Here is a 24198-nt window from a genome sequence, read left to right as displayed (position 1 = left end):
GGTTTTTTCATTGCCGGCGCTCGTGCCAGCCATCAGGCCGTGGCTGTCCAGACCGCCAGCTCATAACCGTCCAGGTCGGTGAAGTGGAAGCGGCGGCCGCCGGGGAAATCGAAGGCCTCGCGGCTGATGCGGCCGCCCGCCGCCGTTACGCGGCGCTGCGCGTCGCCCAGGTCGTCGGCGTACAGGATCACCAGCGGCCCGCCCGGGCGCACCGGCTCGCCGGTGGTGAGGCCGCCCTTCAGCCGGCCATCGGTGAATTCCGTGTAGGTTGGCCCGTAGTCGGTGAACGACCAGCCGAAGGCCTCGCCGTAGAAGCGCTTGCTGCGCGCGATGTCCGCGACGTTGAATTCGATGTTGTCGATCTGGTGGTTGTTGCCGGTGGCGCCCATGCGTGTCTCCCGCGGATATTGAAGAAAACCGCATCATCCCCGATTCGCGGGGCCATGTCTTGGGGCGGGCGTGGGGCCATGGGAACAATGCTTGCGGAGTCGAAATGACCACCATACCGGCACCACCGCCAGGGTGCCGGGCCGTCCGGCGAATCGTCGTCATTGAGCCCGGCTATCAACCCGCCGGCCCGCATGGTTGCTGGCGGGAGCGGTTGAATTCGCCGATACACTCCCCATGTATATAAGACCATGGAGCCGACCTTGTCCCACCCCCACCCGCATTCCTGTCCCCGCCGCCACCGCGAGCCCCGCGTATGAGCACCCTCGCCCGCATCCCCTTCTCGGTGCTGGACCTGGCGCCGATCGTGCAAGGCCGCGACGCCGCCGACGCCTTCCGCAACAGCGTGGCGGTGGCGCAGCATGTCGAGCGCCTGGGCTACAAGCGCTTCTGGCTGGCCGAGCACCACAACATCAACGGCGTGGCCAGCAGCGCCACGGCGGTGCTGATCGGCCACATCGCCGGGCACACCTCGACCCTGCGCGTCGGCTCGGGCGGCGTGATGCTGCCGAACCATGCGCCGCTGATCATCGCCGAGCAGTTCGGTACGCTGGAAACCCTGTACCCCGGCCGCATCGACCTGGGCCTGGGCCGCGCGCCCGGCAGCGATGGCGCCACCCAGCACGCGCTGCGCCGCGGCCCGCGCAGCGGCCTCGAATTCCCGGCGCTGGTCGAGGAGCTGCGCGGGTTTCTCGCGCCCTCGCGTCCCGGCCAGCCGGTGCGCGCGATTCCCGGCGAAGGCCTGGACATCCCCATCTGGCTGCTGGGTTCGAGCGATTTCAGCGCGCGGCTGGCGGCCGAACTGGGCCTGCCGTTCTCCTTCGCCGGCCACTTCTCGCCGGAAGGCATGGCGGCCATGCGCCTGTACCGTCACCTGTTCAAGCCGTCCGAGACCCTGTCCCGCCCCTACGCCATGATCGGCGTGCCGGTCGTGGCCGCCCCCACCGATGAAGAGGCGCAGCGCCTGTCCACCACGCAGCAGCTCAAGTTCCTGTCGCTGGTGCGCGGCAACCGCCTGCAACTGCAGCCGCCGGTCGACAGCATGGACGGGCTGTGGAACGAATGGGAGCGCGAGGCGGTCAATCAAAGACTGGGCGCCGCGATCGTTGGCGGCCCCGAGACCGTCAAGCGCCGCCTGGAGGCCCTGGTGGCCGAGACGGAAGCCGACGAAGTCATGATCGTGTCGGATTTTTACGATATTGCCGACCGCCTGCGTTCCTTCGAGATCGTTGCGGCCCTCAAACAGGGCGAAGGCGTGCCCACGACAACCGCGGCCTGAGGCCGGCGGCCGCGCGCCGCCAGCCTTGCCCAGCCGCAGACTGCGCTCACCATGGCGCCAACCATTGCGACCCGGCCGGTCCCCGCTCTACTATGGACTGGCAATACCGCGTCGCCACCTCCGGTGCGAGCCTGACCGCCCCCGCGCCGCCGATACCGACACTTTGCGCCGCGCCCGCGGCAAGGATCCAAAATGAGTATTGTTGAACTCACCAAAGACAGCTTCCAGGAAGCCATCACGCCGGACGGCACCCTGATCGTGGACTTCTGGGCGCCCTGGTGTGGCCCCTGCCGCGGCTTCGCGCCGGTTTTCGAGCAGGCCGCCAACGAGCATCCCGACGTCACCTTTGCCAAGGTCAACACCGACGTCGAACAGGAACTGGCCGGCGCGCTGGGCATCCGCTCGATCCCCACGCTGATGGTGTTCCGCGAAAAAGTGCTGCTGTTCTCGCAGCCGGGCGCCCTGTCGGGCGGCCAGCTCAACGAGCTGCTTGCCAAGATCAAGGAAGTGGACATGGAAAAGGTCCACCAGGAAATCGCGGCCGCCCAGGACAGCCAGGACGCGTGATGGACAAGGGCCCTGCGGGGCCCTTGTGCGTTTTACGCCAGTTGTTCCCAGGCCGACCGGCCGCGCGTGATGTTGGCCGCCGTCATCTCCAGGTCGGCCACGGCGCCGCGCGGCACCTGGAAGCGCAACGCCACGCCGTCGGCGCCGAAATCCTCCTGCACGATCACCGCGCCGGCCTGCGCCAGCCGCGACTTCAAGAGCGGCAGCTCGGCGAAGCCGCAGGCGCACGCCACCGTGGCCAGGTCCACGATCTCGGCGCGCGGGCCGTTGCGCAGGCAGTTGGCGGCGCAACCGCCGTAGGCCCGCACCAGTCCGCCGGCGCCCAGCTTGACGCCGCCGAACCAGCGCACCACCAGCACCGCCACGCGGTCCATCCCCTGCCCTTCGATCGCCTGCAGGATCGGGCGTCCGGCCGTGCCGCCGGGCTCGCCATCGTCATTGAAGCGGTATTCCTGGCCGATGCGGTAGGCCCAGCAATTGTGGGTGGCCTCAGGGTCGCTGTGCGCGGCGAAGAACGCCATGGCCTCGTCGATGCTGGACACGGGCGCGGCGTGCGCGACGAAGCGGCTTTTCTTGATGTCTTCCTCGTGCGAGCAGACGGCGGTCAAGGTGGTGGTCATAGCCCGGCATTGTAAGGGCGCGACCCACGCCGCGCTGGCACGGCCAGGGCGGACGGATCCGGCGCGCGGGCCTCAGCCGTGGCAGTCGGCGACTTCCTGGTCCAGGTAGACGTCGAAGGCCACGTCGCGCGCCCACTTGGCGGGCAGGGCCTTCCAGGCGCCGGCCCGCGCCCATTCGCGCATCCGCGCATCGAGCCAGGCCTGCGTGGCCGTGTCGGCCGCCGGCAGCAGCCACACGCGCTCCTGGCTGGCCCCCTCGGCGCCGAGCGTGGCCGAGAACTTCTTCCATTCGGGGAAACGCATCAGCGGCTCCCACGCCGCGTCATCGATCAGGCCGATGTCGCAACTGCCCTCGCGCACCGCCACCAGTGCGTCCGACGGCACGCGGTAGGTGCGCACCACCGCGCCCCAACTGCGGGCCAGCGCCTGCGCGCCGACGGCGGCTTCGGCCATGCAGACGCTGCGGCCGCGGGCATCGCTGCCCTGGCGCATGCGGGTATCGCTGCGGATCACGGCCTTGGGACGCGCGGCGTAACCGGTGGCCACCGCCGCCAGATCGCCGGGCAGCGCCTGGGCCGGCGACACGCGATCGGCCAGCACCACGTCGACTTCCCCCGCGGCCAGCAGCCGGGCCGCGTCGGCCGCCGCCACCTGCCGCAGGCTGAACGGCAAGCCCAGGTCCTGGGCCAGCTTCTCGGCCATGGCGACATCCAGGCCTTCGGGCGTGCGGATCTTGGCGCCGGCCGCCGGCGCGGGCGCCAGGTACGGCACGCCCACCACCAGTTCGCCACGCTGGCGCGCGGCCGCCAGGCCGTCGGGCGGCGCCGCGCCGCTGGTGGCGGACAGCAAGGCCAACAGGCAGGCCACGAAACGCAGACCGCGCCGCATCATGGGTCTCACACGTACTGGTAGCGCAGCAGCCGGTGCTTGAGGTTCTCGAGCACGAACTGGTCGATCAGCGCGGCCAGCACCGCGATGACCAGAATGTTGGTCATGACGCCGGTCATGTCGGCGATTTCGCCCGAATAGGCCAGCGAGCGGCCCAGGCCCTTGCCGAAGCCGATCAGCATCTCGGCCGATATCAGCGCGCGCCACGCGTTGCCGAACGCCAGTTGGGCGCCGGTGATCAGCTCGGGCATGACGGCCGGCAGGTACACGCGCTTGACCAGGCCCCAGGGCGTGGCGCCCATGACGCGGGCGGCCGACACGTGCACGCGCTGCACCGACTCGGTGGCGTTCATCACGCTCAGGGCAGCCGGGAAGAACGCCGACAGCGCCACCACCACGATGATCGGCGTGCTGCCGAAACCCATCACGATCAGGAACAGCGGCACCCAGGCGATCGACGGGATCGACTGCAGGATGACGATGGCGCTGCGCAGCACTTCGCGAAAGAAGAACAGCACCGCCGCCACCAGGCCGAAACCGATGCCCGCCGCCAGCGCCAGGCCGTAGCCCGCGCCCAGCCGGCCCAGCGTGCCCATCAGGCTCTGGTGGAACGATTGCTTGCCGAGGTCTTCGAACAGGCGTTCGAGCACCGCCGGCACGCCCGGCATCAGGAAATCGGGCAAGGCGAACGCCGCCGCCTGCCACAGCGCCAGGATGAACAGGACGCCCAGCACGCCCGCCAGATGCTTGCGGGCGCCGGTCACACGGGTCGATGCGCTCAAAGCTTGCGAGCCTCTTGCCAGGACAGGTCGACGATGCTGGAGACGTCATACGGCTTGCCGTCGCGCGTCTTGAGCGAGCCCTGGGCCTGCAGGATGTCGGCGATCTCCTGCATGCGCTTGGTGTCCTTCTCGGTCAGCTTGGGCGTGAACACCTGCGTGCTGATGGCCTCGGCGATCACCGTCTCGCGCGGCAGCTCGCCACGGGTCAGCGTCTTGAGCGTCGGCTCGGCAATGAAGTAGGAGGCGATCAGCTTGGAGGCCTGCGCCGGCTCCTTCTGCAGCAACGCGATGGCCTGGTTCTGCGCGTCCAATGCCTTCCAGACGTCGTCCTTGCGCTTGGCCAGCGTCTCGCCCGAGGTGATCACCACCATGCACGGGAACGGCCAGGCCTGGCCCACTTCGTAGATCTGCTTGACCGGCGCCACCAGTTGCGCGATGCGGTCGTAGGGTTCGAACAGGAAGGCCGCGTCGACGCGCTTGCCCACCAGCGACTGCACCGCCACCGCCGGGCTCACGCCCATCACGTTGACGTCGTCCGCGCCCAGGTTGCCCTGCTTGAGCACCACGCCCTTGAGCACCACGTCGGCAGTGCTGCCTTCGGCCTGCGAGGCCAGCGTCTTGCCCTTCAGGCCGGCGATGTCCTTGATGCCCGAATCGTCGCGCACGATCAGCGAGTGGTAGCCCTGCTGCGCGCCGCCCACCACTTTCAGGTCCGCGCCCTTGGAGGCCCAGGCCACGGCGTTGGTGAAGCCCAGCACGCCGATGTCCAACTGGCCGCCGACGATGGCCTTGATCAGGTCGGTGCCCGACTTGAACTCGATCAGCTCGGAATCCAGGCCGGCCTTCTTGTAGTAGCCGCCCTCCTGCGCCACGATGGCCTGCGCGTCGTCCATCACACGCAGGTAGCCGACGCGGAATTTCTCGGCGGCCATGGCGGGCGCCGCGGCCAGGAGCGCCGTGGCCAGCGGCAGGGACAGCCATTGCTTGAATTTCATGGGAAAGGCTCCAGGGAATCGAGGATGGCCGACGCCTGCTGGCGCCGCCCGTGAACCGGAAAATCGAAGGAGATCAGGCGGCCAACGCCAGATCGGAATGCGCCGCCGCGCCGTCGACCGCGATGCCCAGCAGGCGCAGGATCTCGCGCTTCTCGGCGGCCAGGTCGGACAGGTCGTGGCTCTTGGCGCGGTGCGCCAGGTTGAATTCGCGCAGCACGCGCGCCGGACGCGGGCTGAACACCACGATGCGGTCGGCCAGGAACAGCGCCTCATCGACGTCGTGGGTCACCAGCAGCACGGTGGGTTTTTCCTGCGCGATCAACTGGCGCAGCACGTCCTGCAGCGCCAGGCGCGTCAGCGCGTCGAGCGCGCCGAAGGGTTCGTCCATCAGCATGGTCTGCGGCTGCGCGATGAAGGCGCGGGCCAATGCCGCGCGCTGGCGCATGCCGCCGGACACCTGGTGCGGGTAATAGTGCTCGAAGCCGGCCAGGCTGACACGCGCCAGCCATTCGCGCGCCGCCTCGCGGGCGCGCTTCTTCGGGGTCTTCTGGAATTCCAGCGCCAGCGCCACGTTGTCTTCCAGCGTCAGCCACGGATACAGCGCATGTTCCTGGAACACCAGCGTGCGGCTGGGATGCGGGCCGGTCACGGCCTTGCCGTCGGCCAGCACCTGCCCTTGCGTGGGCTTTTCCAGACCGGCCGCCAGGTGCAGCAGGGTCGACTTGCCGCAGCCCGACGGGCCGACCAGCGCGACCAGCTCGCCGGTCTTGAATTCGCTGGTGAAGCCGTCGACGACCGGCAGGTCGCCGAAGTGCTTGTGGACGTGGTCGAAAGTCAGGTTCATGGAACGAATCGTGGCGCGCGTGGGGAACGGGCCTAATCTAACAATTCGTTATATGAATCCAAACGATCAATATCGCATGTTCTTAAGACTTTTGGTTATGAACAAAGTACCTCAGGCCGCCGCCTGCGCGCGGCTGGCGTGGCGCTGCAGTCCGAATGCGATCAGGAAGCCGAGCAGCACCGCCACCGCCGCCGACAGGAAGATCGCCGGATAGCCGAAACCGCCGGAGATATAACCCGCCACCGGACCGGTCGCGCCCAGCGCCAGGTCCAGGAAGGCCGAATAGGCCCCCAATGCCGCGCCGCGGCTGCCGGCCGGCACGCGCGCCACGGCCTCGACGCCGATGGCCGGGAACACCAGCGCGAAGCCGCAGCCGGTCAGGGCCGCGCCCACCAGCGCGGCGCCGGGATTGGGCGCCAGCCACAGCAGCGCCAGGCCCGCCGCTTCCACCAGGAACGACACCTGCGCCACCTTGAAGCCGCCAAAGCGCGTGATGGTGCCGGCGAACAGCAGGCGCACCCCGATAAAGGCGCAGCCGAACGCGCTGAGCGCGTGCGCCGCGCCCTCCCACGAGAAGCTGGCGTAGTACAGCGCCACGAAGGCGGCCAGCGTGCCGAAGCCGACCGAGCCCAGCCCCAGCGCCATGCCGTGCGGGAACACCCGCAGCACCACGCTCTTGAAGGCCATGCGATGCCCGCCGACGATGGCCACCGCGGCCCGCGCCAGCGCCAGCCCCAGGCCGGCCAGGCCCAGCAGCAGCACCGCGCCGCCCAGCGCGCCCATGCTCCATTCGGTTTCCAGGTAGACGCCCAGCGGCGCGCCCAGCGCCAGCCCGCCGTAGGTGCAGATGCCGTTCCAGGAGATCACCCGCGCCGTGTGCAGCGGACCGACCCGGGCAATCGCCCAGGTGGCCGAACCGGTGCCGACCCAGCTTTCGCCAAAGCCCAGCGCCAGCCGGCTGACGATGATGGCGCCCAGGCTGAGCCAGGCGCTGCGTTCAAAGGCATAGGCCAGCAGCAGGAACACGCCGCTGGCGGCGCAGGCCGCCATGCCGATGACCACGGTCTGCTTGGGCCCGACCGTGTCGGCCATGCGGCCGGCGTGCGAGCGGCTCAGCAGCGTCGCCAGGTACTGCACGCTGATGGCCAGCCCCGCCAGCACCGAGCCGTAGCCGAGCTGGCCATGCACGTAGCCAGGCAACACCGCCAGCGGCAGGCCGATGGCGAGATAACAGATGAAGGTGAAAAAGGCGATCGCGACGATGCGCGCGGTCAAGGCGACCGTCCCGATGGGCTGGCCATCGGGCGTGGTATGCGGTGTGGGAGACATGTCGAACGGGGTGGAGCCTGGCGCAACGGGCCAGGGTTTACCCAGATGATAGCCCAGCAGGATTGCGGCAGGCTGAACGGACGCCAGCCCGCCGCATGGGCGCGGGGCTCAAGGCCCCGGGTGTCAGGCTTCGATGCCGCGCGAGGACAGGTAGTCTTCGTAGCCGCCGCGGTAGTCGACGATCTCGCCCGAGGGCAGGATTTCGATCACGCGGGTGGCCAGGCCCGACACGAATTCGCGGTCGTGCGAGACGAAGAACAGCGTGCCTTCGTACTTTTCCAGCGCGAACTGCAGCGATTCGATCGATTCCATGTCCAGGTGGTTGGTCGGCTCGTCGAGCAGCATGACGTTGTGACGGCCCAGCATCAGGCGGCCGAAGGTCATGCGGTTCTTTTCGCCGCCGGACAGCACCTTGGGCGCCTTGGGCAGGTCGTCCGCCGAGAACAGCAGGCGGCCCAGCACCGAACGGATCGACTGGTCGTCGTCGCCCGGCTGGCGATGCTCGCCCATCCAGTCGAGCAGGTTGATATCGGTCTGCAGAAACTGATCCGACACGTCCTGGGCCATGTAGCCGAGGTCCGCGTTATCCGACCACTTGACCGTGCCGGCGTCGGGCGCCAGGTCCGTGGCCAAGAGACGCAGCAAGGTGGTCTTGCCGACGCCGTTGGCGCCGATGATGGCGATCTTCTCGCCGGCGTCGACCATGGCCGAGAAGTTGCGGATCACGGGCGCGTCGTAGGACTTGGACAGATTCTCGACCGTGACCGCCAGCCGGTGCATGACCTTGTTCTGCTCGAAGCGGATGTACGGGTTCTGGCGCGACGACGGCTTGACCACGACCTGCTCGGCCTTGATGCGGTCGATCTGCTTCAGGCGCGAGGTGGCCTGGCGCGACTTGGACTTGTTGGCGGCGAAGCGGCGCACGAAGTCCTGCAGTTCGGCCACGCGTTCCTTGGCCTTGGCGTTGTTGGCCACCAGGCGCTCGCGCGCCTGCGTCGAGGCCAGCATGTAGTCGTCGTAGTTGCCCGGGTAGATGCGGATCTCGCCATAGTCCAGGTCGGCCATGTGGGTGCAGACCTGGTTCAGGAAGTGGCGGTCGTGGCTGATGATGATCATCGTGCTCTGGTAGCTGTTGAGCACGTTTTCCAGCCAGCGGATAGTGTTGATGTCCAGGTTGTTGGTCGGTTCGTCCAGCAGCAGCACGTCCGGGTTCGAGAACAGCGCCTGCGCCAGCAGCACGCGCAGCTTCCAGCCCGGCGCCACTTCGCGCATCGGCAGGTTGTGCTGGTCCACGGCGATTTCCAGGCCCAGCAGCAGCTCGCCGGCGCGGGCTTCGGCGGTGTAGCCGTCATATTCGGCGAACTTGGCCTCCAGGTCGGCCGCGCGCATGTAGTCGTCTTCCGACGCTTCCGGATTGGCGTAGATCGCGTCGCGCTCGGACATCGCGGCCCACATCTCGGTGTGGCCCATCATCACCACGTCCAGCACGCGCAGGTCCTCGAAAGCGAACTGGTCCTGGCGCAGCTTGCCCAGGCGCACGCCCGGCTCCAGCGAGACGTTGCCGGCCGACGACTCCAGGTCGCCGCCGATGATCTTCATGAACGTCGACTTGCCGGACCCGTTGGCCCCGATCAGCCCGTAGCGGTTGCCTTCCCCGAACTTGACGCTGACGTTCTCGAAAAGGGGCTTGGGACCGAACTGGATGGTGAGATTGGCGGTGGATATCACAGTGTTTTAGCAGCGGGAGAATGGATGTGGCGCCAGGATGGCGCGACAACGCCGGCATGCGGCGAAACCTGATAGTGTACCAAGCCCGGATGGCAAACCGCCCGGCGCGGGCCGGGCGGTCGGAAAAACCAGGCGGGCCGGGGCCTCAATGGTGGTGTTCGTCCAGCACCAGGTGGGCCAGGCCCTTTTCGGTGGCGATGCCGACCTTCTGGCCGATCGGCAGCGTCGCCTTGGTGGCCACGTGGCCGTACGGCAGGCCGGTCACCACCGGCACCTTGACCGTCTTGCGCAGCCAGGCCACCACTTCGTGCAGGTCGTAGCCCTTGTCGTGCGGCGCCAGCTTGTAGTCCGAGAAGCGGCCCAGCACGATGGCCTTCTGCCTGCCCAGGATGCCCGCCTGCCACAACTGGATCAGCATGCGCTCGATGCGGTACGGATGCTCGGCCACGTCTTCCAGGAACAGGATGCCGCCGCGCACCTTGGGCATGTAGGGGGTGCCCACCAGCGAGGTCAACATCGCCAGGTTGCCGCCCCACAGGATGCCGCGGCAATCGACCGGGTCGGCGTCCTGGGTCTCGAAGCTGAGGATTTCCAGCTCGCCGCGCATCACTTCGCCGAACAGCGCTTCGGTCAGGTCGTCGACCTTCTTGCCGCCGAAGTCGTAGATGGCGGTGGCGCCGGTGTAGCTGACCGCGCCGGTCTGCGCCAGCAGCGCCAGGTTGAACGCGGTGAAGTCGCTCATGCCGACGAAGCGCTTGCCGCTGTCGGCCATGGCCTTCCAGTCGATCGCGTGCAGCAGCCGGCCCATGCCATAGCCGCCGCGCGTCACCATGACGATCGGCAGTTTCTGCTTGGCGGCGCGCGTCAGGCTGGCCAGGCGCTGCGCGTCGGTGCCGGCAAAGCGCTGATGCTCGGCCAGCGCGGTGCGGTCCAGCGCGGTCTTGAAGCCCTGCGCGGCCAGGCGCTCGCGCGCCACTTCGACGGTCTGCGGGTCGCGCACCGCCGACGACGGCGAGATCAGGTAGATGCCGCGGGCGTCCGGGAAGCCGTGGACGTGGCCCGGCTCGTGGTCGTGGCTGTGATCGTGGCCGCAGGCCTCGTCGCATTCGTGGTCGTGATCGTGGCTGGCGTGGTCATGCGCCGGGGCGGCGGCCGCCTTGGCGGCGCGCGCCTTGGCGCCTCGGGTGTTGCTCATGCGATGGATTCCTTGGCGCGGCGTTCGCGGAAGAACCGGCGCAGCAGCTCGCCGCAGGGTTCCGCCAGCACGCCGCCGGTGACTGAAGTGTGATGATTGAGTTTGGGCACCGAGCCCACGTCCAGCACGCTGCCGCAGGCGCCGGTCTTGGGGTCGTAGGCGCCGAACACCACCCGCGCCAGGCGCGCGTGCAGCATGGCGCCGATGCACATGACGCAGGGCTCCAGCGTGACGTACACGGTGATGCCCGGCAGGCGGTAGTTTTCGAGCGCGCGCGCGGCGCCGCGCAAGGCGACGATCTCGGCGTGCGCGGTGGGGTCGTGGTCGATGATGGTGCGGTTGTAGCCGCGCCCCAGGATGTCGCCCTGGGCCGAGACCACCAGCGCGCCCACCGGCACCTCGCCGATGTCATAGGCCGCCTGCGCCTGTTCCAGCGCCAGCGTCATGAACTCGGCATCCTGCGCGGTCCAGGGCGGCACGGCCGCCATGGCGATCGGCTCAACCACGGTACACCCGCGATTTGAGCGCGATGCGGCCGGCCAGGCTGGTCACGGCCTCTTCCAGCCACTGGTAGAGCTCGGCGTTCTCGTCGTAGCGCGCCTGGTTCAGGTTCGACACCCGGCCTTCCTCGATGAAGCCCCAGGCGCGGCTGCGCTTGTCGCGGTGCTTCGGATCCCAGACGCCGAAGGCGTAGCCGCCGGCGCGCCGGATCAGCGAGAAGCACGGGATGTCGGTGTAGCCGTCGCCGACGAACACCATCTGGTCGAACGGCACCCGCAGGCGGTCCTCGGGCACCTTGCGGTTGACCTCGAACGGCTTGTTGCGGAAATCGCGGCCGATGATGCCCTTCTGGATGTGGAACAGGTAGCGCGTCTTGTCGGTGAAGCTGACGATGCGGCGCGGAAACTCGATGCCGCCGTCGGCGCCGTAGGTGAATTCGGAGGCCCAGATCTCGGTGAACTCGTGCGCGATGGGCGTGGAGCGCACCACGTCGCCGATGCCGCTGGAGATCAGGTAGAACTCGAGCTGCACCTGCGGCTGCGCCGCCCGCACCGCGGCGCGCAGGCGCTGGAACAGCGTGGCCACGCCGTCGTGCAGTTCGAGGCGCGCGCCCCAGTCGCGCAGCCGCTGCTGCGTGATGAGGCCGTGCTTGCCCTCGCGCGAGAGCTGGATCATCTGGTAGAGATAGGCCGGGACCGGGTCCCAGTCCTGGTGGGACAGCAGCGGATCGACCTGGTCTTTCCAGAAGGACGCCGTGTCCACCCCGATGCTGTCCAGGAAACCGGACGTGCTGTCCGAGGCCAGCGTGTCGTCGAAGTCGAAAATCAGGGCGATGACGTCGGACATGGATATGCGTGAGTAAGGGCGACAGCCGCCATTTTGCCTGATTGTGGCGGCGGCTGGGCCCCGTGGCCGCGGGGAAAGGACGCGCCGCGCCCTCCCCTGGCCCGCCCAGCGTCGTTACTGGCGCATCGGCGCGGGCGGCGGCGGCGCCATGCCCGGAGCCGGCGCCATGCCGGGCGCGGTGGCCGGCGGCGGAGGCGGCGGCACCGTGCCGGCGGTGCCGGCCGGCACCTGGATCACGGTTTCACGCAGCACGCCGCCACCCTGGACGCTGCCGCGCACCTGGGTCGGCGAGGTCATCTGCGTGATGCAGTCCTGGCGCGAATCGGCGGGCAGGCGGTTGCAGCGATCCAGCATGTTCTGCTGGTGCTGGTCGGTGGTGCCATCGCTCAGTTGCTTGCGCATGGCTTCCTGGCGGGCGGCGCCAGCCTCGCGCATGCAGGCGGAGCGCTCCTGTCCGGTGCTGCCGTTCTTGCAAGCCGCCACATCCTGTTCGTATTGCGCCTGGATGCCGGCGCGGCCGATCGGGTCGGCCGCCTGCGCCGCTCCGGCGGCCAGCATCAGGCCAGCCGCGCAAAGGGATGCCGCAAGGCGTTTGGTGTGCATGGGACGTACATTCATGGCCAGCTCCTTGGAGAAAGAGGATTGAACCCGAACGGCGCGGGCCTGGCTGGGCCGGCACCGTCTGCTTGATACAACTATCCCACGATGGCACGACGGGGACATGTCCAGCAACGTGCAATCGTAAGCTGAAGTTTCCGCTGCTGCGGCGCAATATTCCTTGCGCCGGCGCAATTCGTCCCTAAAAAGCGCCGATACGTCCCCGTGTATCCGGCGCCGCCCTGCCCGCTACCTCGCGTCCAGATCGGCGTCGGCCTTGGTCAAACGGTTACGGTAAACCGCCGCGCGCATCAGCAGCATCGCTGTCACCGGCGACGACACGATCAGCAGCAGCGTGATGATCACCTCATGGAACACGGGCCGCGACGATAGCGCCGAGAACACCAGGATCGACGCCGCCAGCACGCAGCCGCAACCCAGCGTGTTGCCCAGCGTCGGCGCATGGATGCGGGCGTAGAAGGTCCGAAAGCGCAGCAGGCCGGCCGAGCCGGTCAGGGCCAGCAGGCCGCCCAGCACCAGCAGCACGCTGGCCGGGATGCTGGCCCACAGGGGCAGGTTCTCGATCATGGCTCGATCACCTCGCCGCGCAGCAGGAAGCGGGCCATGGCTGTCGAGCCCACGAATCCGAAAAGCGCGATCAGCAGCGCGATATCGAAGTAGACCGATGTGCCCGAGCGGATGCCGAACACCAGCATGGTCAGCATGCCGTTGATGTAGAGCGTGTCCAGCGCCAGCACGCGATCCTGCGCGGTGGGGCCGCGCAGCAGGCGGATGGCGGCAAACACCATGCCCAGCGCGAAGCACACCAGGGCAAAGGACGCCGCCCAGTAAAGTATGGCGTTCATTCGAAGATCTCCATCAAGGGGCGTTCGTAGCGATCCTGCACCAGGCGCACCCAGTCTTCCTCGTTCTGCAGGTCGAGCACGTGCAGCTTGAGGCGGTGGTCGTCGCCCAGTTCGACCCAGACAGTGCCGGGCGTGTAGGTGACGATGCAGGCCAGCATCGCCAGGCCGTGCGGATCGCGCATGGTCAGCGGAATCTTGATGAACCCGGGCGAGAAATCATTGCGCCGCGGATTCAGGATCAGCCTGGCCACCGCGATGTTGGACTTGATGATGTCCACGGTCACGTGCAGGAACAGCGGAATCGCCTTCCACAGGCGCCGCGGCCGCGCCTTCAGCGGCCGCAGGCGCGAAGCGGCCCAGGTGAACCACAGGGCCAACGCCACGCCCAGCGCAATCTGGCCGGCCGACAGGCTCTCATTGAGCACCAGCCACAGGACGAACAGGAACACCGGCAGGAAGAGGAAATACAGGCGGCGCATCAGTTTCCTCCCAGCGTGGCGCGCACCGTCTGCGCGGACATGACGGCATCGATATAACTCTTGGGCTGGTCCAGCGAACGCGCGGCGTCGTCCAGGTAGGCCGACACCGGGCCCGCGCCCGCCGCCAGGCCCACGCACAGCAGCAGCAGAACCGCCACCGGCCCCGCTTCGATCAGCCGCAGGCGCGGCGTGCTGCGGTCGTCGCTGGCCCAGAACACGCGGATGCCGGTGCGGCCCAGGCCGATCAGGCCCGCCAGGCCGGACACCAGCACGGCCGCCACCAGGATCCAGGCGTCCATCGGCGGCGCCGATTCGTTGGCCGCTGAAACCGCCGCCGACAACAGCGAAAACTTGGCCACGAAGCCCGACAGCGGCGGCAACCCGGTCACCAGCAAGGCGCAACAGATGAAGGCCAGGCCAAGAAAGGCCATGGCCGCCGGAATGGCGACGCCGACCACGTCATCCGAACGATTCACCGAGGTCGGGTCGTCCAGATCGAAAGCGTCCAGCGTCACCGCCAGCACGTTGGCGCCGAAGCTGCGGGTGCGTTCGATGAGCTCGGCCAGCATGAAGAACGCGCCCGTGGTCAGCACCGAACTGATTAGGTAGAACAGCGCTGGGCCGGTCAGCGTCACGCCGGGCATGCCCAGCGCCGTCAGCAGCGTGCCGGCCGAGACGATGACGCAATAGCCCACCATCTTCTCGAGCTGCTGCGTGGCCAGCAGGCCCAGGCCGCCGAACAGCAGCGTGGCCAGGCCGGCCGCGAACATCCAGTCCAGGCTGAACGCCGCGGGCGCGCCGCTCGGCAGCAGCAGCGAACCGATGCGCAGCAGCGCGTAGATGCCGACCTTGGTCATGATCGAGAACATGGCGGCGATCGGCGCGCCGGCCGAGCCATAGCCCTTGACCAGCCAGAAGTTCAGCGGCCAGGCGCCCGCCTTCACCAGGAAGGCCACGCCCAGGATGGCGGCGCCGGCCTCGAACAGCATGCGGTCCGAACCGGTCAGGTCGCCGGCGCGCAGCGCCAGGTCGGCCATGTTGAGCGTGCCGCTCACGCCGTAGATCAGCGCGATGCTGATCAGCAGCAGGAACGAGGCCACCAGGTTGACCGCGATGTACTGCAGGCCGGCGCTGACGCGCGCCACGCCCGAGCCGTGCAGCAGCAGGCCGTAGGAAGCGGCCAGCAGCACCTCGAAGAACACGAACAGGTTGAACAGGTCGCCGGTCAGGAAAGCCCCGTTCAGGCCCATCAGCAGGAACTGGAACAGGGAATGGAAATGCACCCCGGCCCGGTCCCAGCGGGCCAGCGCGTAGGTCAGCGAGGCCAGGCCCAGTACCGCGGTCAGGGTCAGCATGACCGCCGCCAGGCGGTCCACCACCAGCACGATGCCGAACGGCGCGGGCCAGTCGCCCACCAGGTAGACGCCGACCCCATGCGGCCAGACGTCCGGCACGGCGCCGCCGGCGACCGCGAGCAAGGCGATGGCCGCGGCAAGTTGGGCCAGGGTCGACAGCATGGCGATGGCGCCGCGCGTGTAGCGGCGGGTGTCGCCCAGCAGCAGCATCGCGGCGCCGGCCAGCAGCGGCGTGACGATGGGCAGGACGGGAAGGTGTTGCAGCCAGAAACTCAAGATTGGGACTCCCGTCCATCGACGTGGTCGGTGCCCGTCAAGCCGCGCGAAGCCAGCAGCACCACCAGGAACAGCGCGGTGGTGGCGAAGCCGATCACGATGGCCGTCAGCACCAGGGCCTGTGGCAGCGGATCGGCATACCAGGAAGGATCATGGGCCATGGCCGGATCCACCACCGGCGGCCGGCCCGAGGTCAGGCGGCCCATGCCGAAGATGAACAGGTTGACCGCATACGAGACCAGCGACAGGCCCATGATGAACTGGAAGGTGCGCGGCCGCAGCAGCAGCCAGACCCCCGAGCCCGCCAGGACGCCGATCGCGACGGCATAAATCAATTCCATCAGGCTTCCCCCGTTTGTGCGGCGGCCGCCTGGCTTTCGGCGGCTGCCTTGCGTTGTGCGCGCAGCGATTGGTGGGCCAGCGCCACCAGCACCAGCACGGTGGATCCGACCACCAGCATGTAGACGCCCAGGTCGAACAGCAGCACGCTGGACAGGTGCACGTGTCCCACCAGCGGCAAGGCGATGTCCCAGGCCAGCGCGGCCAGGAACGGCTTGTAGGCGAGCCAGGCCGACACCGCCGCCGTGCCCGCGAACAGCAGGCCGATGCCGATCCAGTTCTGCGGGTTCAGGCGGCTGCGCGATTCGACCCAGTAGACGCCGCCCACCATGTACTGCAGGATCACCGCGGTGGCGAAGATCAGCCCGCCGACGAAACCGCCGCCGGGCTGGTTGTGGCCGCGCAGCAGGAAATACACCGAGATCAGCGCCGCCGTCGGCAGCAGCAGCCGCACCAGCACAGTCGGCACCATCATCGGGCCGGTCGGCACGATCGTCTTGATGTCCGGCGTGGCCGGCACCGGGCCGTCCTGGTCGATCTGCTGGCGCGGCAGGTCGGCGCTTTCGGCGGCCGGGCGGAAGCGGCGCAGCAGCGCGTACACCGTCAGCGCCACGATGCCCAACACCGTGATTTCGCCAAAGGTATCGAAGCCGCGGAAGTCCACCAGGATCACGTTGACCACGTTGGTGCCGCCGCCGTCAGGCAGCGCGCGGTCGACGAAATATGACGAGATCGTGTCGGTCTGCGGCCGCACCAGCACCGCGTACGCCAGCGCCGCCATGCCGGTGCCGGCGGCGGTCGCCATCAGCAGGTCGCGCAGGCGGCGGCCGCGGGCGCGCAGGGTCGCCCCCAGCCCCTCGTCCTCGTCCTGCTCGATGCGGCGGGGCAGCCAGCGCAGGCCGAGAAGCAGCAGCACCAGCGTCACCACCTCGACCGACAACTGCGTCAGCGCCAGGTCGGGCGCCGAGAACCAGACGAACGTGAGACAGGTCACCAGGCCGGCGCCGCCGGCCAGCGCCAGCGACGCCAGGCGGTGATACTTGGCCTGGTAGGCCGCGGCCACCGCGCAGACGCAACCCACCAGCCACAGCAGGGCGAAGGCCGGATCGACCTCGGCCGCGCGGCCGGTGCCCTCGAGCCAGCCGCCGGCGCGCAGCGGCAGCCAGGCCACGAACAAGGTGCCCAGCACGATCAGCAGCATCTGCACCTGCAGGCGTGACGACGCGAGCCAGCGCAGCAGCCAGGCGGCGGCCACGCTGGAGCCGTCCAGCAACGCCTCGAACGAACGGCGGCCGTCCAGGCGGTAGATGAATGGCACCCGGCCCGGATTGGCGCGCTGGTGCGCGCGCAGCGCCAGGTAGAGGATCACGCCAGCGGTCATGGCCACGAAGCTCATCACCAGCGGCAGGTTGACGCCGTGCCACACGGCCAGGCTGTATTCGGGCATGTCGGCGCCCAGGATGCTCTGCGCGGCGGTGGCCAGGAACGGGCCGAGCGTCAGGCCCGGCAGGATGCCCACCACCAGGCACATCAGCACCAGCAGGCCGCTGGGCAGCAGCATCCAGCCGGGCGGCTCGTGCGGCGCGCGCGGCAGGTCGGTCGCCGGCGGGCCGAAGAACACCTGCAGGATGAAGCGCAGCGAATAGGCCACGCTGAAGGCGCCCGCCACCGTGGCCGCCAGGGGCAGGCCCACTTTCGTGATCATGTCGCCGCTGACGAAGGTGGTCTCGGCGAAGAACATTTCCTTGGAGATGAAGCCGTTGAGCAGCGGCACCCCGGCCATCGAGGCCGCCGCCACCATGGCCAGCGTGGCCGTGATCGGCATGGCCTTGTACAGTCCGGACAGCCGGCTCAGGTCGCGCGTGCCGGTCTCGTGGTCGACAATGCCCGCCGCCATGAACAGCGAGGCCTTGAAGGTGGCGTGGTTGACCATGTGGAACACCGCCGCCACCAGCGCCAGCGAGCTGTTCAGCCCCAGCAGCAAGGTGATCAGACCGAGGTGGCTGATGGTCGAGTACGCCAGCACCCCTTTCATGTCCTGCTGGAAGATGGCCGCATAGCCGCCCAGCACCAGCGTGATCAGCCCGGCGCCGCCGATGATCCAGAACCATTCGTCGGTGCCGGACAGCACCGGCCAGAAGCGCGCCAGCAGGAACACGCCGGCCTTCACCATGGTCGCCGAGTGCAGATAGGCCGACACCGGCGTGGGCGCGGCCATGGCGTTGGGCAGCCAGAAATGGAACGGAAACTGGGCGCTCTTGGTCAGCGCGCCCAGCGCCACCAGCACCAGCACGGCGGGATACCACGGGTCGGCGCGCACCAGGTCGCCGGCGGCCAGCACACGGTCCATGTCATAGCTGCCGACGATGTGGCCCAGGATCAGCACCCCGGCCAGCAGGCACAGCCCGCCGGCGCCGGTCACCGTCAGCGCCATGCGGGCGCCGCGGCGGGCATCCAGGCGGTGATGCCAGTACGCAATCAGCATGAACGAGGCCAGGCTGGTCATTTCCCAGAACATGACCAACTGGATCAGGTTGCCCGACAGCACCACGCCCAGCATGGCGGCCATGAAGGCCTGGAAGAAGGAGAAGAAGCGCGGCACCGGGTCTTCCGGCGACATGTAGTAGCGCGCGTACAGCACCACCAGCGCGCCCATGCCGGAGACGATCAGGGCGAACAGCCAGGCGTAGCCGTCCATGCGCAGGGTGAACTGCAGGCCCAGGGCGGGCGCCCAGGGAATGTCGACGCGGACCACGCCGCCGCCGGCGACCTGCGGATAGAGACTGGCGACCAGAACCGCGCAGGCCAGGGCGATGATGCCCGCCAACCAGGCCTCGGCATTGCGGGCGTTGGAAGGCAGCAGCGCGGCGCACAGGCTGCCGGCGAACGGCAGAGCGAGGATCAGTATCAGCGACATGGCGTTCCGAGAATGTCCGGGCCCCCTCCCGCCAGCGCAGCAGCGAGAGACGAAACAGACCGGGGATTGAAAAACGGACGGAACCCTGGCCCGGTGCGTCGCTGCACTACACGTTGCCCCGCGGGGACGTCAACCTACGCCATTGAACGGCGCGGACAGAAACAAACGCAATAGTTTTCTTGCAAGACCGGCCAAGAATCTCATCCGAAAAATATCAGATTCTTGTAAGTTATGCAGAGATTTATGCGCGTACCGGGGGGATGACGACATGATCGCTGCGCAATCATTACGCATCGATGACTGGCCCCGATTTCGTTCAAGTTCTTGTCAGCATACGATTTTTTGCGCCATCGTCGCACTTCTGGCGGGCTTCTTCCGGGGTAAAAATACCCACACGCGATGCAGGGGGAATACGGATTGACCGGTTCCCCGTAACTGTGTGGAATGGCGCCCACGAAGCGTCGGCCAGGCCAGCATCCGAGCCCGGCGCGCTTCGCCGACGCCGGCCATCGTAGCCGGCCGGCTCGGATTCAATAATATGGAGAAGACTCTTGACCGTGCTGTCCCAAGCCAAGGCCGTCCTGGCCACCGCCCTCGCCGGCCTCTGTCTCAGCGGCGCCGCGCAAGCCGCTGACGCCTACCCGAACAAACCCATCCGCCTGATCGTGCCGTTCGCGGCCGGCGGCACCACCGATATCGTCGCCCGCGTGGTGGCCGAAGGCCTGGGCCGCGAACTCGGCCAGGCGGTGGTGGTGGAGAACCGCGGCGGCGGCGGCGGCTCGATCGGCGCCGACGCGCTGGTCCGCTCCGCCCCGGACGGCTATACCCTGGGCGTGGCCACTGTCAGCACCATGGCCACCAATCCGGCCACCAACCCCAAGAACCCGTACAACCCGCTCAAGGACTTCGCGCCCATCACCAATATGGTGAACGTGCCCAATGTGCTGACGGTGAACCCGGCGGTGCCGGCCAAGAACCTGGCCGAGTTCATCGCCCTGCTCAAGGCCAACCCCGGCAAGTACAGCTACGCCTCGTCCGGCGCCGGCGGCATCGGCCACCTGGACGGCGAACTGTTCAAGTCGCTGACCAAGACCGACATGGTGCACGTGCCGTACCGCGGCTCGGGTCCGGCGCTCAACGACGTGATCGCCGGCCAGGTCAACGCCCAGTTCGACAACCTGCCCTCGTCCATGCCGCACATCCAGGCCGGCAAGCTGCGCGCCCTGGCCGTGGCCGCGCCCAAGCGCCTGCCCGCCCTGCCGGACGTGCCGACCTTCTCGGAAGGCGGCCTGCCGGAAATGGACAACATGGCCTGGTACGGCCTGGTCGCGCCCGCCGGCACGCCCCAGGCGGTGATCGACCGCATCCACGACGCCACCGTCAAGGCGCTGAAGGATCCGAAGATCATCCAGCGCCTGGCCGACGGCGGCTCGCTGGTCGACGGCAACACGCCGGCCGAATACGCCGCGCAGATCAAGCGTGAACTGGAGCTGCGCCAGCGCATCGCCAAGGAGCGCAACATCCAGTCGACGAACTGAGGCTTGTCACGCGGCATCGCCGCGTGACCCGGGCGGCCAGTCCGTCTGCCCGCCGCCACGCCGTGCCGGCGGGCCCTTTCCGAGGCCGCCGGCGCAATGCGCGCCCTGCGCGGCGCCAGATTCGGACCGTCCCACGCCACATCGGCGATCGCCGGGCAGATGACGCGCCCGCGCTCTGCTACCATTTCGCCCGTGCGAATCGATTTCTCCCATCCTTCCGACACCGCTTGCGTGCTTTGCGCCCTGCGCTCGACCCTGTTGAGCTCGCAGGAAGTCGCCGCGCGTTCCGCCTACGCGCGTTCCAAGCCCGGCTAATCGCCGGCATCCCCCTTCCCGCTTTCCGTCACCGGCCCGCCGCCGGCCGCCTGCACGCCCGTACCCTTGTCGCGCGCGTCGCGGTTCGAGGCCGGCCGGCGCGACCGCCCTGCCGCATGGCCGGGCGGTCTTGCCACGTTTTCCGTCCGCGCGCCGACTGTGACCGGCGGGCGGCGCCACGCCTTGATTGCCACCGAACGCCATGCAACTCACCAAGAAATTCGTCAAAGCCAAGAACCCCTGCGCGGGCGGCTACAAATGGTTCCTGCGCGACCACAACGGACAGGGGGACTATCAGGCGGTCCTCGATGCCCTGGTGGCCGACGGGCGCGTCGGTGACGCCTGCTGGCTGCTGGACCAGTTCGGGCCGACCGACGCGGTGTTGAAGCTGGACACGCTCGACGCCCACGCCATCGTCTTCGCCGGCACGCTGGAAGTGCGCATGGGCATCAACGTCGACAGCGTGGTGCGGGCCGGACGCAGCATCATCACCGGCGGCGGCATCCGCGCCGGGGAATCGATCGTGGCCGGCGAAAACATCACGGCCGGCGCCAACATCGCCAGCGCCGGCGACCTGCGCGCGGGCGGCGACGTGTCCGCCGAATGGGGCATCGAGGTCGCCACCGCCTTCGACTGCCGCGGCAACCTGCGCGCCAAGTGGGACATCTGCGCCGGCCAGGACCTGGCCGTGACCGGCCACTTGCGGGCCGGGCAGGACGTGCAGGTGCAAGGCGCCCTCAAATGCGGCCAGGGCATCAAGGCCGGCGGCGGCGTCCAGGCCGCCAAGGACATCGATGCCGCCTGCGGCATCCAGGCCGGCGCCAGCATCGCCTGCGGCGGCCACCTGGCCGCGGGCTGGGGACTGATCGCGGGCGAAGACATCCGCGCCGACGGCTCGATCCGCGCCGGCGAAGGCGTGCAGGCCGACGGCCGGATCGAGGCGGGCGACGGCCATGGCGTCTATGCCGGCCTGAACGTGCGCCTGGACGCCTGGGCGGTCTGCGCCCGGGTCCAGGCGCGCGAACGCCCGGCGCAACTGGTCAGCGGCCACTGGGCCGGCCAGGAAGAAGCCGCGCACGCGTAGCGCGGACGAAGCGGCAGGACGGCCACGTCCCGGAGCGCGCCCTCGCCCCGCCCGCGCGCGCGCGATGCGCCCCCGAGGTGTGCGCCGCGCGGCGAACATCCCGCGACGCGGCGGCAAACCGCGATCAGCCCCCCGAGCGCGCCGCCGGCGTGCGCAACACCAGCATCAGCCCCAGCAGGATCCCGGCCATGCCGCCCAGGCTCAGCAGCGACAGGCGGTTGCCCAGCACCAGGTAATCCAGCGCCGCGGTGCCGGCCGGCACCAGGTAGAACAGGCTGGTGACGTTGACCAGGTTGCCGGACTGGATCATGCGGTAGAACAGCAGCGTCGCGCCGACGGAGATCACCAGTCCCATCCACAGCAGCGGCAGCACGAATCCCGGGCTCCAATCCACGTGCAGCGGCTGGAACGGCGCGAACAGCAGGCACAGCGCCAGGCTGGCCACGTACTGCAGCGGCATCACGTCCGTCGGCGCCTGGCGCACGCGCTTTTGCAGGATGGAGCCGGCGGTCATGCTGAGCAGCGCCGCGAACGCGAAGGCCATGCCGGCGAGCGAGAAACGCGCCATGCCGATGCTCTGGAACATCACCATGCCCAATCCGCACAGGGCCAGCAGCAGCCCCGCCAGCCGCAGCGGCGGAAAGCGGCGCTCGAGCAGCGCCAGGGTCAGGATGGGTTGCGCCCCCAGCAGCGTGGCCAGCACGCCGGGCGTGATGCCGTGGTCCAGCGCCAGCAGATAGCAGATGGAATAGCTGCCGATCAGCAGCAGCCCGGTCAGCGCGACGATGCCGCGCGTGCCGGGCGCCGGCAGCCAGCGCCGGCGCCCAACGCAGAGCGCCAGCAGGACGACCAGCGCCAGGACGAAGCGCCACAGCAGGAAACCGAAGGCCGAGGCGTGCGCCAGGCCCCATTTGGCGAAGATCGCGCCGCCGCTCCACAGCAGCACGAACAAGGAAGTGGAGCCGTAGGCGGCCCACGCATTGCGATTGAAAGACATGAAGATTTCTACCTGTCGGGTATGGAACAGGCTCCCGCGGCGTGCACGCGTCTTGCGGCGCGCGAACGGATCAGGCGTGGACGCGCGGCGGGCGGGCGCGAACGCAAACGCGTCGGCGCATCAGCGCGGCGGATCCAGGCGATAAGGCGGGAGCGGGAAGTGTGCGGCGGTCAGCCGACGACGGCGGCCACGGGCGGATAGGCGCCCGCGACACCGACGACGACATCGCACGGCGGCGAAGCCAACGGCGGCGATACGACCGTCGAGACGACAGGAGAAACAACGGGAGGCGACACGCCCTGCCGCCGGCTTGCGCGCAGGCCGGCGCCGGCTGCGCGGGCAGCGAAGGCGGATTCGGCGGAAGGCGTGAAGTCGGGCATGTGAAGCGCGTCGGGTTCGGTGATGAACCCGTGTAGGCTACCGGCGCCGCGCGCCAGCGTCAAGTTGCGGGGCGCCCGCACGCAGTCGGCGACGCGCTTGACCACACCGGTCCGCACGTGCGGGGGCAGTTTGCACGTGCGGACGCGGCTCGCACCACCGCCAAGGCGTCAGGCGCCGATGCGGCGCTGCTCGACGCCCAGGTCGCGCCAGGCCTCGCCGTGGCAGGTGAACATCAGGATCTGGTGGCGCGTGGCGGCATCGAACAGCGCACGCTTCATCAGGTCGCGCCGCTCGTCGTCGGTGTGCACCAGCGCATCGTCCAGCAACAGCAGCGTCGGCCGTCCGGCCTCGCGCAGCAGGTCGGCGTAGGCGAAGCGCGCCAGGATGCCCAATTGCTCGCGCGTACCGAAGCTGAGCGCATCCAGCGGGTCCTCGCCGCCCGCGCGTTGCAGGGCCGCGGGCAACAGCGCCTCGTCCAGCCGCAGCGCGGACTCGGGAAACAGCAGCGCCAGGTAGTGGCCCAGGCGCCGCGCCAGCGGCGCCTGCAGGCGCTGGGTGGCGGCGTCGCGCTTGCCGGCCAGCAGGGTGGACAGCAATTCGAGCGCCTGGGCGCGGCGCTGGAATTCGTCGCGGCGGCGCTGCAGGCGTTCGCAGGCGGCCTCGGCTTCGGACAGGCGTTCGCCCAGGCCCTGCGCGCCGGCCTGCTCCAGCTTGCCCAGCAACTGCTGGATCTCGCTGTGGCGCTTGTGCTGGGCGTCGCGTTCGATGGCGGCGGACTTTTCGTAGCGCTGCGCGTCCTGCTCCAGCAGTTCCGGACGCAGCGCCTCCAGCGCGGCCTGCGCCTGACGCAGGCGCTGTTCGAGCAGGTCGTGGCCGCTGCGGGCCTCGGCCAGCCGGCCGGCGCGGGCCTGGCGCTGCGCCGCGCGTTCGGGCGATTGCAGGTCGGCGCCACGCGCGGCGGCCTGGGTTTCAAGCAACTGGGCGCGGGCGCTGTCGGCATCCAGGGCGCGCTGCGCGGCCGCCAGGGCCTGCT

Annotated in this window: 25 protein-coding genes; 4 read left to right on the top strand and 21 right to left on the bottom strand. The window is 68.9% G+C overall.

Annotated features, from left to right (window positions below; genetic code table 11):
• Positions 1-32: 32 nt before the first annotated feature.
• Positions 33-389, bottom strand: coding sequence for a VOC family protein (locus HV783_RS03825; RefSeq protein WP_049073457.1), 357 nt, complete (start codon positions 387-389; stop codon positions 33-35).
• Between the two features lie 314 nt (positions 390-703).
• On the opposite strand from HV783_RS03825, the gene HV783_RS03820 reads away from it, so the two are divergent.
• Positions 704-1726, top strand: a complete 1023-nt coding sequence (locus HV783_RS03820) for an LLM class flavin-dependent oxidoreductase (protein ID WP_054502681.1) — start codon at positions 704-706, stop codon at positions 1724-1726.
• 192 nt (positions 1727-1918) lie between these two features.
• Positions 1919-2293 (top strand): thioredoxin family protein, encoded by a 375-nt coding sequence (locus tag HV783_RS03815; RefSeq protein WP_049073455.1) that lies wholly within the window; start codon positions 1919-1921, stop codon positions 2291-2293.
• A 32-nt stretch (positions 2294-2325) separates the two neighbouring features.
• Here the strand turns inward: HV783_RS03815 and HV783_RS03810 are convergent, their stop codons facing one another.
• The 17 genes from HV783_RS03810 to HV783_RS03730 form a co-directional block, all read right to left on the bottom strand.
• The gene (locus tag HV783_RS03810; RefSeq protein ID WP_054502682.1) at positions 2326-2913 is read right to left on the bottom strand and encodes an IMPACT family protein; all 588 of its coding nucleotides are present in this window, start codon (positions 2911-2913) and stop codon (positions 2326-2328) included.
• Between the two features lie 72 nt (positions 2914-2985).
• A complete protein-coding gene (locus tag HV783_RS03805) occupies positions 2986-3804 on the bottom strand; it encodes a transporter substrate-binding domain-containing protein (RefSeq protein ID WP_175167379.1) in 819 nt (272 codons plus the stop codon).
• A 5-nt stretch (positions 3805-3809) separates the two neighbouring features.
• Positions 3810-4583 carry an ABC transporter permease gene (locus tag HV783_RS03800; protein WP_049073452.1) on the bottom strand — a complete coding sequence of 258 codons (774 nt, stop codon included), beginning with the start codon at positions 4581-4583 and terminating at the stop codon, positions 3810-3812.
• Entirely contained in the window at positions 4580-5578 is a 999-nt protein-coding gene (locus tag HV783_RS03795; protein WP_175188726.1) for an ABC transporter substrate-binding protein, read from the bottom strand. The genes HV783_RS03800 and HV783_RS03795 overlap by 4 nt, the downstream gene beginning before the upstream one ends.
• A 73-nt stretch (positions 5579-5651) precedes the next feature.
• The gene (locus HV783_RS03790; RefSeq protein WP_054417510.1) at positions 5652-6422 is read right to left on the bottom strand and encodes an ABC transporter ATP-binding protein; all 771 of its coding nucleotides are present in this window, start codon (positions 6420-6422) and stop codon (positions 5652-5654) included.
• A 111-nt stretch (positions 6423-6533) separates the two neighbouring features.
• Positions 6534-7751 (bottom strand): MFS transporter, encoded by a 1218-nt coding sequence (locus tag HV783_RS03785; RefSeq protein WP_054502685.1) that lies wholly within the window; start codon positions 7749-7751, stop codon positions 6534-6536.
• Positions 7752-7874: 123 nt separating this feature from the next.
• Entirely contained in the window at positions 7875-9479 is a 1605-nt protein-coding gene (locus tag HV783_RS03780) for an ABC-F family ATPase (RefSeq protein WP_054502686.1), read from the bottom strand.
• 145 nt (positions 9480-9624) lie between these two features.
• A complete protein-coding gene (locus HV783_RS03775) occupies positions 9625-10674 on the bottom strand; it encodes an LD-carboxypeptidase (RefSeq protein WP_175142408.1) in 1050 nt (349 codons plus the stop codon).
• On the bottom strand, positions 10671-11162 hold the full coding sequence (gene tadA / locus HV783_RS03770; RefSeq protein WP_064527664.1) for a tRNA adenosine(34) deaminase TadA: 492 nt from the start codon (positions 11160-11162) through the stop codon (positions 10671-10673). Before tadA ends, HV783_RS03775 begins: the two co-directional genes overlap by 4 nt.
• 10 nt (positions 11163-11172) lie before the next feature.
• Positions 11173-12021, bottom strand: a complete 849-nt coding sequence (locus HV783_RS03765; RefSeq protein ID WP_054502690.1) for an HAD family hydrolase — start codon at positions 12019-12021, stop codon at positions 11173-11175.
• Positions 12022-12135: 114 nt separating this feature from the next.
• Positions 12136-12639, bottom strand: a complete 504-nt coding sequence (locus HV783_RS03760) for a hypothetical protein (protein ID WP_372413505.1) — start codon at positions 12637-12639, stop codon at positions 12136-12138.
• Between the two features lie 228 nt (positions 12640-12867).
• Entirely contained in the window at positions 12868-13206 is a 339-nt protein-coding gene (gene mnhG / locus HV783_RS03755; protein WP_054502692.1) for a monovalent cation/H(+) antiporter subunit G, read from the bottom strand.
• The gene (locus HV783_RS03750) at positions 13203-13484 is read right to left on the bottom strand and encodes a K+/H+ antiporter subunit F (protein ID WP_006394683.1); all 282 of its coding nucleotides are present in this window, start codon (positions 13482-13484) and stop codon (positions 13203-13205) included. Before HV783_RS03750 ends, mnhG begins: the two co-directional genes overlap by 4 nt.
• Positions 13481-13963: a Na+/H+ antiporter subunit E gene (locus HV783_RS03745; RefSeq protein ID WP_054502693.1), complete on the bottom strand. Its 483-nt coding sequence runs from the start codon at positions 13961-13963 to the stop codon at positions 13481-13483. Before HV783_RS03745 ends, HV783_RS03750 begins: the two co-directional genes overlap by 4 nt.
• Positions 13963-15594, bottom strand: coding sequence for a monovalent cation/H+ antiporter subunit D (locus HV783_RS03740; RefSeq protein ID WP_175188725.1), 1632 nt, complete (start codon positions 15592-15594; stop codon positions 13963-13965). The genes HV783_RS03745 and HV783_RS03740 overlap by 1 nt, the downstream gene beginning before the upstream one ends.
• A complete protein-coding gene (locus tag HV783_RS03735) occupies positions 15591-15935 on the bottom strand; it encodes a Na+/H+ antiporter subunit C (RefSeq protein ID WP_006227452.1) in 345 nt (114 codons plus the stop codon). Before HV783_RS03735 ends, HV783_RS03740 begins: the two co-directional genes overlap by 4 nt.
• Entirely contained in the window at positions 15935-18850 is a 2916-nt protein-coding gene (locus tag HV783_RS03730; protein WP_054502695.1) for a monovalent cation/H+ antiporter subunit A, read from the bottom strand. The genes HV783_RS03735 and HV783_RS03730 overlap by 1 nt, the downstream gene beginning before the upstream one ends.
• A gap of 551 nt (positions 18851-19401) precedes the next feature.
• Here HV783_RS03730 and HV783_RS03725 point away from each other — a divergent pair.
• Positions 19402-20388, top strand: coding sequence for a Bug family tripartite tricarboxylate transporter substrate binding protein (locus tag HV783_RS03725; RefSeq protein ID WP_144655060.1), 987 nt, complete (start codon positions 19402-19404; stop codon positions 20386-20388).
• 517 nt (positions 20389-20905) lie between these two features.
• A complete protein-coding gene (locus HV783_RS03720; RefSeq protein ID WP_054502697.1) occupies positions 20906-21787 on the top strand; it encodes a hypothetical protein in 882 nt (293 codons plus the stop codon).
• Between the two features lie 124 nt (positions 21788-21911).
• Here HV783_RS03720 and HV783_RS03715 read toward each other — a convergent pair whose 3' ends face one another.
• From HV783_RS03715 to HV783_RS03705, 3 genes are all read right to left on the bottom strand, one after another.
• The gene (locus tag HV783_RS03715; protein ID WP_175188724.1) at positions 21912-22784 is read right to left on the bottom strand and encodes a DMT family transporter; all 873 of its coding nucleotides are present in this window, start codon (positions 22782-22784) and stop codon (positions 21912-21914) included.
• Between the two features lie 170 nt (positions 22785-22954).
• Complete coding sequence (locus HV783_RS03710) at positions 22955-23269, bottom strand: hypothetical protein (RefSeq protein ID WP_175188723.1); 315 nt, start codon at positions 23267-23269, stop codon at positions 22955-22957.
• Positions 23270-23332: 63 nt separating this feature from the next.
• A partial coding sequence (locus HV783_RS03705) for an ATP-binding protein (RefSeq protein WP_367646376.1) occupies positions 23333-24198 on the bottom strand: 866 nt, incomplete at its 5' end.

Source organism: Achromobacter dolens, from assembly GCF_902859745.1.
GTDB classification, from domain to species: domain Bacteria; phylum Pseudomonadota; class Gammaproteobacteria; order Burkholderiales; family Burkholderiaceae_B; genus Achromobacter; species Achromobacter dolens.
The sequence above is the reverse complement of the archived record's forward strand: the minus strand, read 5'-3'. Positions and strand labels throughout refer to the sequence as shown.

What these genes read in the sequence shown, in the direction of transcription:
- HV783_RS03735 (WP_006227452.1), bottom strand. Translation starts at nt 15,935, where the DNA reads ATGGAATTGATTTATGCCGTCGCGATCGGCGTCCTGGCGGGCTCGGGG.
- tadA (WP_064527664.1), bottom strand. Translation starts at nt 11,162, where the DNA reads ATGGCGGCCGTGCCGCCCTGGACCGCGCAGGATGCCGAGTTCATGACG.
- mnhG (WP_054502692.1), bottom strand. Translation starts at nt 13,206, where the DNA reads ATGATCGAGAACCTGCCCCTGTGGGCCAGCATCCCGGCCAGCGTGCTG.
- HV783_RS03815 (WP_049073455.1), top strand. Translation starts at nt 1,919, where the DNA reads ATGAGTATTGTTGAACTCACCAAAGACAGCTTCCAGGAAGCCATCACG.
- HV783_RS03730 (WP_054502695.1), bottom strand. Translation starts at nt 18,850, where the DNA reads ATGTCGCTGATACTGATCCTCGCTCTGCCGTTCGCCGGCAGCCTGTGC.
- HV783_RS03745 (WP_054502693.1), bottom strand. Translation starts at nt 13,963, where the DNA reads ATGCGCCGCCTGTATTTCCTCTTCCTGCCGGTGTTCCTGTTCGTCCTG.
- HV783_RS03750 (WP_006394683.1), bottom strand. Translation starts at nt 13,484, where the DNA reads ATGAACGCCATACTTTACTGGGCGGCGTCCTTTGCCCTGGTGTGCTTC.
- HV783_RS03720 (WP_054502697.1), top strand. Translation starts at nt 20,906, where the DNA reads ATGCAACTCACCAAGAAATTCGTCAAAGCCAAGAACCCCTGCGCGGGC.
- HV783_RS03795 (WP_175188726.1), bottom strand. Translation starts at nt 5,578, where the DNA reads ATGAAATTCAAGCAATGGCTGTCCCTGCCGCTGGCCACGGCGCTCCTG.
- HV783_RS03785 (WP_054502685.1), bottom strand. Translation starts at nt 7,751, where the DNA reads ATGTCTCCCACACCGCATACCACGCCCGATGGCCAGCCCATCGGGACG.
- HV783_RS03765 (WP_054502690.1), bottom strand. Translation starts at nt 12,021, where the DNA reads ATGTCCGACGTCATCGCCCTGATTTTCGACTTCGACGACACGCTGGCC.
- HV783_RS03805 (WP_175167379.1), bottom strand. Translation starts at nt 3,804, where the DNA reads ATGATGCGGCGCGGTCTGCGTTTCGTGGCCTGCCTGTTGGCCTTGCTG.
- HV783_RS03775 (WP_175142408.1), bottom strand. Translation starts at nt 10,674, where the DNA reads ATGAGCAACACCCGAGGCGCCAAGGCGCGCGCCGCCAAGGCGGCCGCC.
- HV783_RS03825 (WP_049073457.1), bottom strand. Translation starts at nt 389, where the DNA reads ATGGGCGCCACCGGCAACAACCACCAGATCGACAACATCGAATTCAAC.
- HV783_RS03820 (WP_054502681.1), top strand. Translation starts at nt 704, where the DNA reads ATGAGCACCCTCGCCCGCATCCCCTTCTCGGTGCTGGACCTGGCGCCG.
- HV783_RS03715 (WP_175188724.1), bottom strand. Translation starts at nt 22,784, where the DNA reads ATGTCTTTCAATCGCAATGCGTGGGCCGCCTACGGCTCCACTTCCTTG.
- HV783_RS03760 (WP_372413505.1), bottom strand. Translation starts at nt 12,639, where the DNA reads ATGAATGTACGTCCCATGCACACCAAACGCCTTGCGGCATCCCTTTGC.
- HV783_RS03810 (WP_054502682.1), bottom strand. Translation starts at nt 2,913, where the DNA reads ATGACCACCACCTTGACCGCCGTCTGCTCGCACGAGGAAGACATCAAG.
- HV783_RS03790 (WP_054417510.1), bottom strand. Translation starts at nt 6,422, where the DNA reads ATGAACCTGACTTTCGACCACGTCCACAAGCACTTCGGCGACCTGCCG.